The organism is Vulcanisaeta sp. JCM 14467 (assembly GCF_001316245.1).
In the GTDB taxonomy this organism is placed as follows: Archaea; Thermoproteota; Thermoprotei; order Thermoproteales; family Thermocladiaceae; genus Vulcanisaeta.
Map to the genome: position 1 here is coordinate 14,232 of NZ_BBDM01000015.1, position 13,466 is coordinate 27,697.

Sequence of the window (13,466 nt, forward strand, 5' to 3'; positions counted from 1 at the left end):
GTGATGGAGGTCGTTAATACCGGTAAGAATGTCATGGACATGCTCAATGAGCTCTTCAACGACCTTAATAGGGATGACCTATCCCTAATTGAGAGGTTGCCCTACGTGCGTGAGTATGAGAGGTATAGGGATGTTATCACAAACATACTTAGGGAGTTCCACATAGCGCTTGTCCTGGTTAGGATAACGTTTAATGATGGTTCCCGTAAGCTACGTCTTCCTAATAAGGGGTGAGGGTGGTGAGCTTGGTAAAATACCGACGTCAGGCGTTGTCGAGGGTTACGTAGTGAGTGTTAAGGGTAATGACAGGAAGAAGCTTCTGTATAGCCCGGCAACCTTTAACAGGGCTGAGGATGTGGCGGCTAGGATTATGGAGTTCGCAAACATGTATAGGAAGGCTGAGGAGAGGATATCACAGCTTCAATTACTACGTGAGGCCGAGAAGGACTATGCGCTCTTTTATGAGGAGGCCGGTGATTAAGAGCTTTAAGCTGGCATTCCTTAATTATTACGGTTAAATATGTGAAGAGCACGCCCTTATCTGAATGGGTGATGAGTACTGCTGGGCGGATTACCGCTCGTTAATTGAACCTGGGCCTTCAGCTACTCTTTATCTCCTTAATTATTGAGTATGCCTCCTCAGGGCTTGGCACCCTGGACTTAGCCTTATAATACCTATAAACCTCCTCCTCAAAGTTCAACTCGGTCATTACACCCCTACTATTCAACACCCTCATAGCATCCCAGGGATCCCTCGCATCAATTACCAAGCTAGCCAATGGTAAATCGTTCATGGCCTTCCTAAGGTCTAGGTAGTAGGTGATTGATGATGATATGTCAAGCTTCACATACCTAGTACTTCCCCTTATACTGGCATTTCCGTGATAACCCCTGGCAGCCCTAAAGACTAGGGCGCTGGCCTCGGTTATTGCCTTACTAAGTATGTCCTCGAGAATTGTCAGGTCATCCCGCGTTGGGCCGTAGGCGCCTAGGAACGCGCCCTTACTCGCTAATTGGCTAATCCTCATGAGCACGTAGTCCCCATCCAACTCGCCATCCACGCCAGGGCCCGTAATACCAAGTATCACAGGCACGCCCGTGACCTCCTGCACCCTGCTCAGGATGGCTACGGAGTAGCTATCAGTGAGTGGGCTGTAGAGGCCCTCCTCATTACCCAGGGCTAATACGTCACCTCCAACGTCAATGCCTATTACGGCGTCAACCCCATACTTACTCACATAATCGCTAAGCTCCTTAGCGGCATCACGTACAGGGCCTGAAATGCTTATTCCTAATCCATCATCCTTAATAATACTCAGTACATTAGCTATCTGAGGGACAACGCGCTTACCCTCCCTAATGGCGTACGTGTCGCCATTAACAATTGCCAGGTAATCACCAATTACCTCGGCATTCCTAAGCTCCTGAATTCTAATGGGTCCAGGCACAATATCATTCACATACCTCTCCCAAAGAACCGCACCCAATACTGCTTCCTTACCCTCATTAATTGCTAGGCTATAGGTAATTGTCGAGCCAACGACATCACCTCCACCGCCAATACCAATCACTAGCACATTCCTAACATTAAATCCTACAATCTCATCAATCACAGTAAGGTCTCATTTTAAATAATTTAAATGCATTAAACTAAAACTAACCTAACCTATCATTATTAATCACCCCGCTGACTGCAAAGTAATACGTATTATTTACATATGCATTAATTATTACCGTAACGTAAAAAACACCGCCAAGCTCCGAGCCACTGTTACACATGTCTTCTCCTGGTGAGGCACGTAGTGCATAGTCTATGGCGCCCCAATAAATCGTGTAATTACGTGTTCGTTCAATCATCCTGAAAACACCGATGTACCTAAGCGTTATATCTATACCATGATCAACACCACCAACCCTACTCATTAAGTAATCACTTATATCCCGCACGGCCTCGGTTATGTTATTGGCGCGTATCGTCACATTCATGCTCAATCCATTAACAATACCACTAATTACCTGTGAGTAATAACATAGATTGAATGGATACGTAGCAACGACAACGCCATTGACATTACTGAATTGAGTAATTACCTGAATAACCGCGCGGTAAATAGTTGCATTGCCTTTGCCGTAAACTCCATAATCAATCACCCTATACCTCACAATACCCCCTGTCTTATTACTGATGGTGTTGAGAACCCCGTCCATGGCTTCCGTCAGGTTACTAGCGATTACGCCACAGGAGTAGTTCATCGGTTTCATAATGACTATGCATGCTTCGTTTCGTAGTATTTGCGGCAATGTGCTATTTAACTGCTTAATGACGTTGATAGATAGTAGGTAGGTGTTTTCTAGGTTTAATGCTTTTGATGTGTCGTTGCTCACGTAGTTTATTAAGTATGTGGTTAATGAAATCATCACTAATAGTGCTATGATTATGGGCAGTAACGACTTATAAATCATCCTCAATCACCTGACATAGACCACGTACACCTCGACACTTAACCTAGAATTATTAACTGCAATCCTTGGGCAAATGATTAGGTAATTATTAGCCGTTACCTCACTTGTTATTATAACATGGTTTAGGTCGGTAATGCTCGTTAAATTACCCAGTAGACACTCGGTGAATAGGTAAGTCCCAATAGATGCCCTATAATCAATTACTGACAACCTTAATAGTAGGTTTGTTAGGTATATTGTGAGTATGAGTATTATGATTATTAGGATAATTGAAACTAGTAGGTCAGGGAATACCAAGGAGTCTGCGAGAGCCATTGACAATCACCACTGCGTAATTGCTGATGGAGTTAGTTAGGTAAAGGAGTTTTAATAGGAAGCCCTCAATAATAATTATCATGATGAATATCATTATCATTAGTATTGACGTGAGTAGATACCTAATCATCTAATCACCGTATTAATCCATTGAATGATTGCATTCAATTCTTTAATTAACTCAATATTATTCCTTAGTAGCTCAGCGTAAAAGGCGGTCATGGTAATTGAGAGTATTACAGAAATTACCGTGAGTATTAATGATCCGTACTCCTGAAATAGAATGTTCATTAACTCCTCGAGGAACTTCACAATTAGTTATTATCAACTCGATATATAAGCCACTACCGTAGAATCACTGCGAGAATAGGCGCGTACTGCTGATTACATGGCTTATTAATCGCCTTAGCTCATCAGCCAGGTATCTCCTGCACTCAACCTCGAGAACCTCACCCTTAACATGCCTCTCCTCACTCAACGCCTCCTCAATGGTGTTCCTAGCCACCACCTCATAAACCCTCGCCTCAACCTTACCATCACTAGCCCTAACCACACGACCAACCCTCTGAATCATCTGTCTCTGCGAACCGGTCCCGGAGAGTATTACTGCAACATCTGCATCAGGCACGTCAATGCCTTCATCAAGGACCGTGGTGGCCACAATCACCTTATACACACCCCTCGCGAAGGCCTTGAATATTGAGTCCCTATCGCTCGTCTTAGAGGTTATTAAGGCGACGATTGGCCCCAATTCATCCCTGAGAACCTTGTACAATTCCTCGGCCTGCTTTATGAATTGCGTGAAGACGATGATCTTACTACCAATGTTAACTTCGGCCTTTACAACCTCCCTGGCAACATCAACCTTAGCACTGGCCATGCTCGCTATGTTCCTAAGGATAATGGCATTATCACCAGCCCTCTCATAACTCCTCCTCTCCTCAGGCGTGAGGTCAACGTAAATCCTAAAATGCCTAACAGGCACGACAAGCCTAGCCTCAACCATATCCCTATAATCGGCTTGATAAACAACATCACCGGCGCTCAGGAAGATTAGGTGCTCATTATTATCACTCCTCTTTGGCGTGGCAGACAGGGCTAGCCTGAAGGGTGCCCTAAGCTTGAATGCAACCTCCTTAAATGTGTCGGCAGGAACATGATGGCAATTATGCACCACGATACCGTCAGCCACGAAACTATGGTCCTCCTCCACCTCAAGGTCATAGACAAAATTCCATTCCCTAGGGACTTCCTCATTCCTTACCGCCTCCACATTAAGTACCCGCACTGGTCTAAAGAGCGTGTCATCGCTCAATTCACCCGCTCCTTCTCTGGTAACTAGGTTGAAGAGCACAGGTCTTGGGCTACCACGTCTAATACCACCTTCCTCCACCTCTCCATTAGCTCCAGTCATATTGCTTAATCTATCAATTCCCCCACCTCATTAACATTCCTGCTCATACCCGTTATGCTTACCCATCCCTGCGCGGCACCCACCTCTTCAATGCTTTTCACGTTCGAAAAAAACGTAATTGCGTATTGTAGCTTAACGATTCCTTAGGGCCAGGGGTGCTCGAGCTTCCTACACGTAGGCTCGGTACCTGCTTACCATAGAAATACACCGTATCACCACTCCTCAGGGCGATTGCTGGTTTCCAACCACCCTGGGTTAGGATTAGGTGATCCTCCGTCACAACTAATTCACCCTTCTCATGGATTATCCTCACAATCCTCTTAATGAGCGGTATTTTGAAGTAGTTCGTTACCCGCATAAACCTGCCCTTATGGGTAAGCACCCTCACTGGTAGTCTTCTCTCTACTATTTCACCAATGGGCATTAGCCCCATGTCAGTAACGACTAATGCGTCGTACGGTAAGCACTCATCAAATACCGCCATGTCGAATTTATCGCTTATCTCCGCAATTCTATTCACCGCAGAGTTATAGATCGCCACGGTGACCTCCCTCACATCATCGTAACCACCACCGAGTCTGCCAGCCCTGACTCCTAGGTTTTTCATTATTCTTTCATACCATTGGTTCATCAACTCCTCGGTTATGACGAGTATTATCGTCGGTACCCTCACCGAGGCTAACGCCTTGAGGGCTATGAACGTCTTACCGCCGCCTGTCGGTACGACAATCGTACCCCTCTTACCAGCCCTTAACCAGGCTTCGAGGGCCCTTTCCTGGAAGGGTAGGAGTTTCACATCATCCTTCGGAACCTGTATCTGCCTTGGACTCCATGGCAGGTCAACAACCCTATAACCACTCTTTACCAGCAATTCCCTCACGGTATCCCTAAGGAATACGGGGAATCTAACCATGACTTTATCGCCACTCCTCACAATATCGTCCTTACGTATTAGCCTCAGATCACGCTTGTTTAGGTTACCCTCCTTATCGGTGATGTAATATGGGACGGTTAAGCCCCTCAGCTTCTCATACAATTCCTTAGATAGGAAGTGCAGTTCGGCGCTGTCGAGACCCAGCCTCGCAGTCCACCACTCAACCCTCCTACTGTATAAATCCCTCAACTTACTATTGGCCAGGGCAAACTCCCGAGCCCTCTTCAACGCAAGCTCCAAATCACCCACTACAGCCTTACCAGCGAGTAATTGCCTAATGCCATCCACAGCCCTATCAACATACTCCTCAAACGATGATGCACTGCCTATGTAATTCCTATCATTCTTTATGAAGTCCCTGATCAGGCAGGATAATGATATAATGAATAGGCCGCCCTCCTCACCCAGCACACAATCGCTCGGTATGGAGCCGAGACTGCTCAGGTCCTCAACACCGATTACACCGCCTGATGAGTTCACGAGTATGGTCCTCATTAACCTCTCGGTTTCTTCGCTCGTTAATTCGAGTAAGTCCTTCAACTCCCTAATTAATGAAACTGAATAAACCTTACCAGACCAATACTCACTATTCCACCTAAAGCCCAACTCCTTCAACCTATCCTTAACCCTCGATACCCTATCCCACGGCCACTCTCTCCTAATCTCAACATCGCCATTAATAACAACCCTAAAGAGCACTAACCATGTATTACCTACGCAGTACTTAAAGCTTACAAAGACCTTAATTCCATAATCCCCAATGAACCTAATTGACTACCCAAGGTGGCCCTCACTGGCGAGGGAATCAATACTCAATGTACCCACAGACCTGAGGAGCATTAAGTTAAGCGTTGAGGGTAAGGTCATTGATTACGGTGGTGAGATCGACTCAGTGGTTATTACTGGGATGGGTGGTAGTGGCGTTGTTGGTGACATAATAAATGACCTATGCTGGTTCTGGGACTGTAGGGTACCCATAATCGTGAGTAAGAACATGAGGTTACCGAAGAGGTTATCAAGGCCATTAGTCATAGCCATTAGTTATTCAGGTAATACTGCTGAGACGATAATGAGCACTAATGAGGCGCTGTCCAGGGGATACCCAGTGATTGGTATTACCACAGGCGGTAAATTAAGCACGGTACTTGGGAGTAAGGGTGTTCCCGTTATCCTAGTTCCAAAGGCCTCAGCCCCAAGGTATGGATTACCAGCCCTACTATACCCAGCGCTGGTGGTGCTTGAGAGGTTTGGCGTTGCATCAGTGACTAATGAATTAGAGAGTGGTATTTCTGGGATTGAGAACGCCCTTAAGCGCATTGATGATGCGGTAAACCTAGCTAAACAGCTGGTTAATTCAGTACCCGTGGTTTGGGTTACGGAGAGCAGGCGCGGTGTTGGTATTAGGTTTAAGAACGACCTAAACGAAAATGCCAAGTACTACTCGGTGGTCTCCGTGATACCCGAGGGCGCTCACAACGACATAGCCGCTGTTACGACGAAGCAGGTCGGCTTAAAGCACGTGGCAATAATGGGGCTAAATGATTATGAGGGCTTGTATGAGGAGGTGCTTATTGACGTGATATCCTCGTTTGGGGCAAGGCCGATAATAATTAAGCTCGAGGGTAATACGCCCCTGGAGACCGAGATGTATGGCGTGACATTCCTGGGCATGGTTACACTTGCATTGGCGGAATTACTTGGTGTTGAGCCGGTATCCACGGAACCAATTGATAGGCTAAAGAATCTACTTAGCGAGAGGAGGGTGTTTCAGGTCTAGGTGCTTCTAAGCCCGAGCCTAAATAAAACCTCGTGAATATAGCAGCCACAGTAATCACAGGAATTATGAGTAAAATCATTGATAACCTAAGTCCAATTAATTCTGCCGAAATTCCAAACAACGCAGGGACCACTATGCCCAGGACACCTTGGAAAGCTGAGAAGTAGGAATTCGCAGTGTTTCTTTCCTCAATACTCGTTCCCCTACTAATCATTAATGTCGAGAGTGGATATACAGAGCCGTGCGGTATGCCAAGTATTGCCATTGAGACGATGAATACGGCGTAACTTGACGATATGTAAAGCAGTGCAATGCCGATCACAGTCAACACTATGGAGATAAGCATTGGCTTGAATAATCCCCTCGGTACCCTAATCGTTAAGTAAAGCCTAGTTAAGAACGAGGTCGTGAAGAATGGGACAAATGAGAAGTATGCGAGGTACCTACTAACGTGGTAAATACTCTGTGCATATATGGCTATGAATGCGGTAAATACGGTAAATGGTATACTGTAGGTGGAGTTGGCGAGCAATGCGGATATTAAGCCCCTATTCCTAAGCACACGCCTAGTATTAATACTCCTCCTGTGTCCCTTGGGGTCCGGCGGGAATCGTACCTTGAATGATAAGGCGAATGATGTTAGCGATAACGGTATGAATAATAGAAACACGTATCTATATCCAAAACGCATTAGTAGGTATGTTTCGAGTAGCGGACCTGCGACAAGGCTTGTGCTTAGGGCTAGGGTGTAAAGTACGAGTATTCTCTCAGCCGTGAATTGGTCACCAACTATGCTGGCAGCCGTCAATATGTTGGGCATTATCAAACCGTAGGCGAATCCAGTGAGTATTGAGACTACCCAAATACTGAGCGAATTGGCTAGGAAGTACATGGGTAGTAAAGCCACTATTAATGCGTTTGAAACAATGAAGAGTAGTCTCCTGATTGATCCAGGTAATCTGGCATTAATGAATACTATGGATGTAAGGTTCACTGCAGTAACAGCCGACGCAGGAAACCAACTAGGTAATTAGGGAATGATAGGTCGTACCTGGCTAATAACGGTGTTGTTGTTCCAACCATGTTGTTCGTCGCTCTCGTTGCGAAGGTTATTAGGAATATCGTGATTGCGTAATAGGTTATTTCCCGATTAATCCTCACAGTTCATCAGCGGAGGGGTTTGCGTTTAAAAACCATTCCCGTGATGCTGATTTAAAACGGCACGATACTCAATAAACCGGTGTGAGCCAGCCCTTATACTTATCGACCCTTCCGTAGACCACGTCCATGTAGTAATTCCTTAGCTTTAGGGTTATTGGGCCGGGTTCACCATTACCAATGACCCTACCATCGACATTAATAACTGGCGTGACCTCGGCAGCCGTGCCCACGAAGAAGACCTCATCAGCCGTGTAAAGCTCTTCCCTGGTTATCCTCCTCTCAATGACTGTAAACCCCAGGTCCCTGGCTATGGTCATTACGGTATCCCTGGTGATACCCTCAAGTATTGAGTCGTAGGTTGGCGGCGTATGGAGAATGCCGTCCTTAACGATGAATATATTCTCCCCACTGCCCTCAGCCACGTAGCCATCACGATTAAGTAGGATAGCCTCATCAAACCCTGAAACCTTAGCATCAAGCAATGCGATTACGGAGTTCACGTAGATACCACCGACCTTTGCCTTCATTGGGAACATGGAGTTGTGAACCCTCAACCAACTAACAACCTTAGCCCTGACTCCCCTGGGCTCTAGGTAATGCCCAAAGGGTATCGCTATTATTGCCGTCTTGGTCTCCAAGTCCCTAATGTCTAGGTTCACCGTGGATGCGGATACGAAGGTTATCGGCCTTATATACACGTTCTCATGCACCTCATTGACCTTCAGCAGTTCCACCGTGGCGTTTATCAACTCATCAACACTGTAATTAATCCTTATGCCCAGTATCTTAGCCGAGTTATGGAACCTAACGTAATGCTCCCTAGCCCTGAATATGTATAAGTTCCTGCGTTCAGGGTTGTAATACGCCCTTATTCCCTCGAAGACCGAGGTTCCGTAATGAAGTGCGTGGGTTAGTATTGGTATTACAGCTTCCCTCTCGGGTATTAACTTACCATCCACCCATACATACTTCATTGCCTAACCCACAATAAACTTCTTATTAAGTATTATTGCATATATAGTGTATATCTAAGTTTGCCCTAGCAATGAATCATGGTTGAGGGATATCCTTACCGTGCGGGCACTTACTTGGCTTGCTAGGTATTCGTAAAGCTTGTCCACAACCTCCTCGGGCAGGCATAGTCAAACATCTTAGCCAATTCACAAGCCTTGTCTGGGTCAATGCCCGCCTTAACGAGCAAAGTCTCCACAACCCTATGAGCCCTAATTAGGGAATTCATTTCCTTAACGCCATCGTCAGTCACGAAGATGCCATCATCCCTTCTCTCAACGAGCCCCTTCTTAATTAGGTGGTTTATCTCCTCGTAAGCACTCGCCGTTGATACTCCGAGAGCCTTTGCAACACCGAATATTGTGGCACCCGAGCCCTTATCATTCATCCCCTTAATCACCAATAGGTACAGAAACTCCCTACTAGATATCCTCACACCCAGCCCCATACTACACCCAGTAAAAATCTAATAAATCTTATTCCCAAGGCATAGCCTAGACCGTGATCAGGATTGTGTAGATGCCAGCGGTGATGAGCGCCGTGGTTACCACGTATAGCGCTACCGCCCTAGCCCTACTTATTGCGTAGTCCCCAACCACATCCCTCCTCGAGGTCAGGTTTATCAGTAGGTATGTCGGTATGGCCAGGCTATGGCGTTGAATACCATTATGCCAAGTATTAAGTTGGCGAGGTCCCTCCACAGGAGTACTATTAAGGCTGCGGGCACTATCTCAACCACGTAGAATGCATAGAAGCCCTTGGCCTCGCACATCCTCCTACTGAGCCCTGAGGGCCAGCCAAAGTACTCACTAAGCCCGTAGGCGAAGCCCAGGCTTATCACGAATATGGCCAGTAGGGCAGCTGCCACCATGCCGACTGCAGCCACGACGAACCAGTATGGGCTAATTACCCTACTAATCGAGAGGAGCGCTGATTGGAATCCATCAACAATCCCACCCCTAATCCTGAGCCAATAACCAACCAGTAAGCTACCGATCATCAGTATCTCGCTTATGATTGCCCCCATAACTGTCTCAAACCTCTCATGGATGTAGTGCTCTCTCCTTAACCCCTTATCGACTATTGCGGACTGCTGGTAATAGAGCATCCAGGGCATTATCACGGCACCGATGTTAGCCGCGAGTAAGGTCACGTATAGGGAGTTGGAGTAGGAGCTTGGTTGGAATGCCGATAGTAATGCGCCGTAGATGTCCTGCGCCCTAATTGGTATTACTGCGAAGGCCATTAGGTAGACGAGTATGAACGCAGATATTGCGAGTAGTACATTCTCAACCCTCTTATACGAGCCGCCCATCAGTATTATTGCAGTGTGGAATATGAGGACTAGGGTCACGGATATTACCACGGGTACCCCAAAGAGTAGGCCTATGGCCGATATGGCGGCATACTCACCAACGTAGGCAGCCCCATCTATCATGAGCATGGCGATTAACGATATGGCCGCAATTCTACCCCCGTAAACCTCCTTAAGTAATGCCCCCATGCCCTTACCACTACCCAGCGCAGCCCTTATAGTCAATTCCTGAATGAAGTATAGAGGCACCGTGAGGAGTATTAGCCAGGGAACCATGGCCAACCCAGTGTAGTAACCGCTCTGCATAGCCGTGAGTATGCTCGGCGCATCTACATCAGCAAGCATCGTCAACCAGCCAGGCCCAAGCAATACCCTAAATGAATCACCAACCTCCTTAATACCTCTCGATACTCTCTCCTGAAAATTCACGCCAGAGTCACAAAGAACCTACTTAATTAACATTTTTCCTGTGACAAGTGAAGTAGGAAGTCACTTGCTAAGTACCGTGAACAACCCTAACCCTATTCTCAACACCCCTGAGTAGGGCATAGAATAGTACCACGGCGGTGGCGTATAGGGCTGAGGTGATGTATAGGGGCAGATCCAGGTAACCAATATCCATTAGGTAACCACCAATGCCTGGACCGACGGCTCGCGGTATTGAGGATATCATATTCCAAATACCGAAAACCCTACCCCTCTCCTCCCTGGGTACCAACTCGTTGATGAGTGATGTCAGTAGTGGGTTTGCCATGTTCATGAGTGTGTTCCTAACTATGAATAGGGCCAGAAGTAGTGGTAGGTCGTAAATCGACGGCATTATCGCCAGGACGCCGGTGGCCAAGCCCTCGAGCATGACCACGGAGGCTACCCTACTGCGCATTAGTCTCGATATTGATGGTGCCATTAACGTGCCCAGGGCCAGCGTGGCGTTAGAAATGGCGTATACGACACCGAGGCTCGCTATGTTTACGTGGAACTTCAAATAGAACCACAGGCTAAATAACGGTATTATAACACCGGCTCCAAGCCCAATCAACGCCTCGGGCAGCAGTCTCTTTAATAGCCACGATGAGCGTAGTCTACCCAAGTCCCTAAGGCTCACCCTCTCAATCCTGACATTAACGATAGCGGGGTCCAAATGCCTAATTGCGTTTAGGATTAATGGTATTGTTAGATAAACGGCCAACGCCTCCACTATGAATATGAGTTCATAACCAAGACGCCCAAGGTAACTGTAGTACCGCCATTACCGAACCGACGACACTGAAGATTATGTTGAAGGATGACGATAGACTAAACATCTCATCAGAAACATTCCTCTGCTTAGCAAATTCACCAACTATTGCGGTTAACACAACGTACCTATTGAACAACGCGGTCATTAGGTAGGCAATCGAGACTATGGCGGGCACTCCAGTGATCATCAGTAGTATTAAGGAACCACTAATTAGGGACAATACCATGAACAGCCTAACCCTATCCATGAAATCCGTCAAATAACCAACAATTAACGAGCCAAGGGCATTCATTAACGAGAAGAGGCCTAGGACAACCCCTATGAGCGTTGCCGACATACCAATACTCAACATGTAGATTGAGAGGATGACAGAATTAGCACCCCAAATAATGCCGCTTAGGGAATTGGCGGTTACCAGGAGGAAACCAACACGGCCGATACGGCTAAATGACATTAGGCATTGATTAGGGTCTGGGTTAATAAGGCGTATTCCTCATTTTGAAATAGAAAATTAAATGAACAACGTAATAAATAATGCAGTTAGTCAAAGGGAATGCCGATCTAGAGGGAAATATTTAAAAATTGAAGAATAAGGCAATTAAACGATGACAAACTTAATAAGGACAATACTGATAATAGCAGTGCTAATACTTATCATGACTATGGTCATAACGGTCCATGCCCAAGTATCTCAACCGTTGGGTCCATCATCAACTCTTCAATACTTAACGTGTACTGAGGTCATTCCTGGTGTTTCTGGTTCTAACTTTAGCCATGTCATTGTTTGGCTTAGGTTGAGTAACGTGACCACGCCTAATGGTTTACTCTACCTCCTTAACCAGTTGTATTATAGTCCATTCAGTCCTTACTACCATGAGTTCATTACTCCTCAGGAGTTTGCCGAGTGGTATTCACCACCCAGCTATGTTTTCAACTACATAACAAAATTAGCCGCTAAGTACGGTCTCATTGTTAATTACACATTCCCAATGCTCATAGAGGCAACGGGCAATGCATCGGCAGTAGACAACTTCCTAACAGCCCTACAAACGGCACCAAGCAATATCCAGCAATGGATATTGGCTGGCGAGTGCATACCGCTGGGTTACTTCACCGTTAGTAAGGTTGTCCCAACGTATAAACCACAGTACATGGCTATATACCTAAATACAACAGGTGTCAACGCCATGTTGAATAAGGATGCTAAGGTATTGAATAAAGTACCGATGCAGATATTTTATAATAATGTGGAAATATGGTTACCGAAGGGCTTAGAATTCATCTATGATGAGTTACCGCTGTTTTCCAGCGGTTATACTGGCCAGGGCTTGACGATAGCTATTGTTGATGCCTTTGGTGACATTAACTTCACATTGGCCAGTAATTATGTTTATCAGAACATTGCCTGCCAAGACCTGGCAACCTTTGATTCAATGTTTGGTCTGCCACCAGCCTCATGCCAGGTCATCTACCCAACAGGTACGCCAGTACTCACTCCGTATAACCTCGGCACCGCTGAGGGTTGGTCCTACGAAACAGCCCTCGACGTTGAGTATGCCCACACCATGGCTCCTGGCGCCAAGATACTCCTCGTGATCTCGCCCACGTCAGGTGATGACTTATTCGTTGATGTTGAGTACGTGGTTAATAAGAGCCTTGCCAACTTCATAAGCCTTAGCTGGGGTGCTTATGAGGACGCATTCTACTACCCGCCACCAAGTTATAACCTACTCTATGGTTATGATGAGGTATTCATGCAGGCGGCAGCGAGGGCATTGGTGTATTCGCCGCGTCGGGTGATAGTGGTGCCTTTGACACAGGGTGGCTAAGCTATAA

At 46.3% G+C, this 13,466-nt stretch carries 17 protein-coding genes and 1 pseudogene; 4 read left to right on the forward strand and 14 right to left on the reverse strand.

Translation table 11 applies throughout. The features are described 5' to 3' along the window. Nucleotides 1-3 precede the first annotated feature (3 nt). Both JCM14467_RS18435 and JCM14467_RS18440 read left to right on the forward strand, forming a co-directional pair. Entirely contained in the window at nt 4-234 is a 231-nt protein-coding gene (locus JCM14467_RS18435; RefSeq protein ID WP_252901563.1) for a hypothetical protein, read from the forward strand. Continuing rightward, entirely contained in the window at nt 194-481 is a 288-nt protein-coding gene (locus JCM14467_RS18440; RefSeq protein WP_252901564.1) for a hypothetical protein, read from the forward strand. The genes JCM14467_RS18435 and JCM14467_RS18440 overlap by 41 nt, the downstream gene beginning before the upstream one ends. 118 nt (nt 482-599) lie before the next feature. On the opposite strand, the gene JCM14467_RS12240 is transcribed toward JCM14467_RS18440, so the two are convergent. The 7 genes from JCM14467_RS12240 to JCM14467_RS20555 all read right to left on the reverse strand — a co-directional run bounded on the left by JCM14467_RS12240 (nt 600) and on the right by JCM14467_RS20555 (nt 5,825). After that, the gene (locus JCM14467_RS12240) at nt 600-1,613 is read right to left on the reverse strand and encodes a DUF1152 domain-containing protein (RefSeq protein ID WP_252901565.1); all 1,014 of its coding nucleotides are present in this window, start codon (nt 1,611-1,613) and stop codon (nt 600-602) included. 43 nt (nt 1,614-1,656) lie between these two features. Beyond that, nucleotides 1,657-2,463, reverse strand: coding sequence for a hypothetical protein (locus tag JCM14467_RS12245; protein WP_054850389.1), 807 nt, complete (start codon nt 2,461-2,463; stop codon nt 1,657-1,659). Nucleotides 2,464-2,469: 6 nt separating this feature from the next. Continuing rightward, nucleotides 2,470-2,778 carry a hypothetical protein gene (locus JCM14467_RS12250; RefSeq protein ID WP_054850348.1) on the reverse strand — a complete coding sequence of 103 codons (309 nt, stop codon included), beginning with the start codon at nt 2,776-2,778 and terminating at the stop codon, nt 2,470-2,472. Further along, the gene (locus tag JCM14467_RS18445; RefSeq protein WP_252901566.1) at nt 2,747-2,908 is read right to left on the reverse strand and encodes a hypothetical protein; all 162 of its coding nucleotides are present in this window, start codon (nt 2,906-2,908) and stop codon (nt 2,747-2,749) included. The genes JCM14467_RS12250 and JCM14467_RS18445 overlap by 32 nt, the downstream gene beginning before the upstream one ends. Beyond that, nucleotides 2,905-3,090 (reverse strand): hypothetical protein, encoded by a 186-nt coding sequence (locus JCM14467_RS12255; protein WP_054850349.1) that lies wholly within the window; start codon nt 3,088-3,090, stop codon nt 2,905-2,907. The genes JCM14467_RS18445 and JCM14467_RS12255 overlap by 4 nt, the downstream gene beginning before the upstream one ends. A 43-nt stretch (nt 3,091-3,133) precedes the next feature. Then, nucleotides 3,134-4,171 (reverse strand): helicase-related protein, encoded by a 1,038-nt coding sequence (locus JCM14467_RS20550; RefSeq protein ID WP_444823194.1) that lies wholly within the window; start codon nt 4,169-4,171, stop codon nt 3,134-3,136. Between the two features lie 118 nt (nt 4,172-4,289). Then, nucleotides 4,290-5,825: a DEAD/DEAH box helicase family protein gene (locus JCM14467_RS20555; RefSeq protein WP_252901567.1), complete on the reverse strand. Its 1,536-nt coding sequence runs from the start codon at nt 5,823-5,825 to the stop codon at nt 4,290-4,292. Nucleotides 5,826-5,886: 61 nt separating this feature from the next. On the opposite strand from JCM14467_RS20555, the gene JCM14467_RS12265 reads away from it, so the two are divergent. Further along, complete coding sequence (locus tag JCM14467_RS12265) at nt 5,887-6,903, forward strand: bifunctional phosphoglucose/phosphomannose isomerase (RefSeq protein ID WP_054850350.1); 1,017 nt, start codon at nt 5,887-5,889, stop codon at nt 6,901-6,903. Here JCM14467_RS12265 and JCM14467_RS12270 read toward each other — a convergent pair. From JCM14467_RS12270 to JCM14467_RS18475, 7 genes and pseudogenes are all read right to left on the reverse strand, one after another. Then, nucleotides 6,875-7,897 carry an MFS transporter gene (locus JCM14467_RS12270; protein ID WP_054850351.1) on the reverse strand — a complete coding sequence of 341 codons (1,023 nt, stop codon included), beginning with the start codon at nt 7,895-7,897 and terminating at the stop codon, nt 6,875-6,877. The two genes, JCM14467_RS12265 and JCM14467_RS12270, sit on opposite strands and share 29 nt — an antisense overlap. Then, the gene (locus tag JCM14467_RS18465) at nt 7,894-8,064 is read right to left on the reverse strand and encodes a hypothetical protein (RefSeq protein ID WP_252901568.1); all 171 of its coding nucleotides are present in this window, start codon (nt 8,062-8,064) and stop codon (nt 7,894-7,896) included. Before JCM14467_RS18465 ends, JCM14467_RS12270 begins: the two co-directional genes overlap by 4 nt. Before the next feature lie 68 nt (nt 8,065-8,132). Then, nucleotides 8,133-9,038 (reverse strand): branched-chain amino acid transaminase, encoded by a 906-nt coding sequence (locus tag JCM14467_RS12275; RefSeq protein ID WP_054850352.1) that lies wholly within the window; start codon nt 9,036-9,038, stop codon nt 8,133-8,135. A 76-nt stretch (nt 9,039-9,114) separates the two neighbouring features. Then, nucleotides 9,115-9,523: pseudogene (locus JCM14467_RS12280) on the reverse strand (metal-dependent transcriptional regulator). A 174-nt stretch (nt 9,524-9,697) separates the two neighbouring features. Further along, complete coding sequence (locus tag JCM14467_RS12285; protein ID WP_252901570.1) at nt 9,698-10,819, reverse strand: NRAMP family divalent metal transporter; 1,122 nt, start codon at nt 10,817-10,819, stop codon at nt 9,698-9,700. Nucleotides 10,820-10,886: 67 nt separating this feature from the next. Continuing rightward, the gene (locus JCM14467_RS18470; protein WP_252901571.1) at nt 10,887-11,588 is read right to left on the reverse strand and encodes an MFS transporter; all 702 of its coding nucleotides are present in this window, start codon (nt 11,586-11,588) and stop codon (nt 10,887-10,889) included. 13 nt (nt 11,589-11,601) lie between these two features. Next, nucleotides 11,602-12,084 carry an MFS transporter gene (locus JCM14467_RS18475; protein WP_252901572.1) on the reverse strand — a complete coding sequence of 161 codons (483 nt, stop codon included), beginning with the start codon at nt 12,082-12,084 and terminating at the stop codon, nt 11,602-11,604. Nucleotides 12,085-12,235: 151 nt separating this feature from the next. On the opposite strand from JCM14467_RS18475, the gene JCM14467_RS18480 reads away from it, so the two are divergent. Then, nucleotides 12,236-13,459, forward strand: a complete 1,224-nt coding sequence (locus JCM14467_RS18480; RefSeq protein WP_252901573.1) for a hypothetical protein — start codon at nt 12,236-12,238, stop codon at nt 13,457-13,459. The last annotated feature ends 7 nt before the right edge of the window (nt 13,460-13,466 follow it).

What these genes read in the sequence shown, in the direction of transcription:
- JCM14467_RS18435 (WP_252901563.1), top strand. Translation starts at nt 4, where the DNA reads ATGGAGGTCGTTAATACCGGTAAGAATGTCATGGACATGCTCAATGAG.
- JCM14467_RS18440 (WP_252901564.1), top strand. Translation starts at nt 194, where the DNA reads ATGATGGTTCCCGTAAGCTACGTCTTCCTAATAAGGGGTGAGGGTGGT.
- JCM14467_RS12245 (WP_054850389.1), bottom strand. Translation starts at nt 2,463, where the DNA reads ATGATTTATAAGTCGTTACTGCCCATAATCATAGCACTATTAGTGATG.
- JCM14467_RS12250 (WP_054850348.1), bottom strand. Translation starts at nt 2,778, where the DNA reads ATGGCTCTCGCAGACTCCTTGGTATTCCCTGACCTACTAGTTTCAATT.
- JCM14467_RS18445 (WP_252901566.1), bottom strand. Translation starts at nt 2,908, where the DNA reads ATGATTAGGTATCTACTCACGTCAATACTAATGATAATGATATTCATC.
- JCM14467_RS12265 (WP_054850350.1), top strand. Translation starts at nt 5,887, where the DNA reads ATGAACCTAATTGACTACCCAAGGTGGCCCTCACTGGCGAGGGAATCA.
- JCM14467_RS12275 (WP_054850352.1), bottom strand. Translation starts at nt 9,038, where the DNA reads ATGAAGTATGTATGGGTGGATGGTAAGTTAATACCCGAGAGGGAAGCT.
- JCM14467_RS18475 (WP_252901572.1), bottom strand. Translation starts at nt 12,084, where the DNA reads ATGTCATTTAGCCGTATCGGCCGTGTTGGTTTCCTCCTGGTAACCGCC.
- JCM14467_RS18480 (WP_252901573.1), top strand. Translation starts at nt 12,236, where the DNA reads ATGACAAACTTAATAAGGACAATACTGATAATAGCAGTGCTAATACTT.